This is a genomic window from Candidatus Schekmanbacteria bacterium (assembly GCA_003695725.1).
GTDB lineage: Bacteria > Schekmanbacteria > GWA2-38-11 > GWA2-38-11 > J061 > J061.
In genome coordinates this window covers 1-2,592 of sequence record RFHX01000371.1, presented here as the reverse complement: position 1 = coordinate 2,592, position 2,592 = coordinate 1, and the positions used below count along the sequence as shown (strand labels likewise).

Annotated in this window: 1 protein-coding gene; it reads right to left on the bottom strand. The window is 33.1% G+C overall.

All coding sequences use genetic code 11. The features are described from left to right. On the bottom strand, positions 1 to 2,592 hold a 2,592-nt coding region (locus tag D6734_13330), incomplete at both ends, for a hypothetical protein (protein ID RMF91967.1).

Genomic DNA, 2,592 nt, shown 5'->3' with positions numbered 1-2,592 from the left:
CAGTGTTGTAATTTCAAATAGAGAGGCATCAAAAACATCGGTATTCCGCCTGTCAGTACCTATTCTATAATCTGTATTTGCTTTTTCAATAGGTACTGACAGGCGGAATACCGATGTCTTTGATGCCTCTCTATTTGAAATTACAACACCGCTTATAGAAGGTGATTTCCCATCAAATTCAAACTCAATATCCTTCTGTTTAGAGATGTTTTTGATAAGATTTTTGGCTTTACTCTTATGAATATAGAATTTTTCTAGTCCAGAAATCGAATCGCTCAATAAAAAGAACATAGTGCTTAAAAAATTTTCTTTTTTGCCTATTTGAATGAGAATTGTTTCTTCCGCAGAAATTGTTAAGTTAGTAATGAATTTACTGTCCTTTTCAGAAAAAGAGCCAATTTTTTTTCTTGTCAAATCATAATAATGAAGCTCTTTTGTCTCCAATCTTTTAAATAGTTCCTTTTCTACTTCGAAGGTAAAAGTAATTTCCTTATTAGTAGGATTGAAAATTGTGAAATAAATGTTCCTGTTCGAATTACCGAATCTCTCAATATTGAGCGATGAATTTGATGCATTGGCATATGGTATTGGCCTCCATCCGGATGATGAGAGGAGCCTTATTAGAGGTATATATTTTTTATAGAAGGGACGAAGTTTTTCATACTTTTCTGGTTCTTTGAATGGAAGAGCTCCCGGATAAACAGCAAAAGCCAAGCATTTCATAAAACATCTTGATATGTCTTTTTCCGTTAATCTTCCTTCGATTAGATTTCGGTCTATGAATGAGAGAGTTTTTTGTGGAGATATAGCGCGCAAATAATGGAAATTCTCAATTGGTTGGTCAGAAGAATATTCTCCTGCTCCAAGAATGTCTATAATATTATAGTAGAATGTATGCATTGGAGACCATAGATTGGCTAAAGTGAGTCCTCCCTCAACTTTTGTTATTTGGGAAATCTTCGTAGCAAGCTCAATTGAAGGAAAAAGCCCCAGTTCAATGGGCTTCCCTGTTTCATAGCTGAAACAAAGGGGAATATCTGCATATTGAAAATGGCTTTTTTTATAGTCTTCTTTTATAGCCAATCTTGCAGGTACAACTGAATCGATATATTGACCTGCTATGAACTTTTTGTTTTTACTTCTTTCCTGCCTGAAGGAAACACGTTCGACAACCAATTTCCCATAGGGAAGTTCGGGATCTGGATTTGTATATAGATAAGGCCTGTATCTTCCAATATAATATTGTCCATTTTCATCTTCCATTGCTGATTCAATTGCAGCAACGGCATAATTTTTTTTGCCATGAGCAGTGTCAAAAGATTTTCCTTTTGTAAATTTTGGCGACTTGATTTTTTTGACAATATCTTCATAGGACACATCTTCTGGTATTCTATTTGGACTTCCCTTTTTACTCCATTGAATACCTATGCCATATGGCTCTTGATAAAAGAAGGGGATGATTCCGTAATATCTGTCAAAGAAAAGTGTTTTCCCTATGGTTATGTCAAACATAAAACCAAAATCTTGAGGGAATAGAATCTTTTTTGGTTCAAGCCATGCAAACCAAATGCCTTCTTTAGTCTTGTATTTTTCAAAAGCAGAAGGAAATATTTTATAAAATTTCTCAGCGGTTTTTCTTAGTCCCCATTTTGATTTTTGTCCAAAAATAAGGAATCTAAAATTATATTGTGATGGAAATTTTTTAGTTTCTGGACTTATGCCGCAATCGAATTCAATAAAATATCCATCTTCATTTGAGTAGCCCGTACGAAAGATTCTTGGTCTATCAGGAGGCAGTGCAAATGCAATGCCCATCTGTCCGGTTTCTATTAGTGAGAAGGGATATATTGAAAAAAATCGCTCTTTCCCCAGTTTGTGCCAATTGGAATAGATTTCATTATTTACTATTTTTCTTTTCTTGGAAAAGGAATCATACCAATATAGATTTTTCGATTCAATCGGCAGGGCAAATCTTATAATAGCTGAGAATTCTTTATTGTCTGTGGTTTCAATATTCCCATCGCACTGTATATAGCTGTTTCTTTTTATAAATTTAAAATTGTATAAAAGAGCATTTTTTTCTCCAACCAATTCAATTTTATCTTCATTATCAAATTTTGCAGTCAAATCGACAGGGACAAATCGATGATTACCTACTTTATAGATGGACAAATATTTGCATATGAAAAGCTTTGTAAAATTTGAAGCTGTCAGATTGAGAGAGAGATATTTACAACCTTCCGATTGCTGAAAACTAAACCTTTTTCTTGTCGATTCATTGCCTTTAATAACTCGAGTTTTGGAAAATCTAAAATAAATAGGTTTTTCTCTCTTTATTTCATTTTTTTCTGAATCATATTCTTTAACAAATAATGAAATAAATGCTTGTGGTTTTCCCCTAATAATAGCTGAGATTTCTATATTTATTTTTTCAGCATCAGATATTTCAATCAATGATGTTGTGAGAATGCTATTATTTGTAATAGAGACTTGCCTATTTTTTCTAACAATTGTTTCTTTGATTTTCCATTCTCCATCAAGATATAGAATTGGCGCTTCTGCATCCGCTAAAACAATCTCCTTAGATTTATT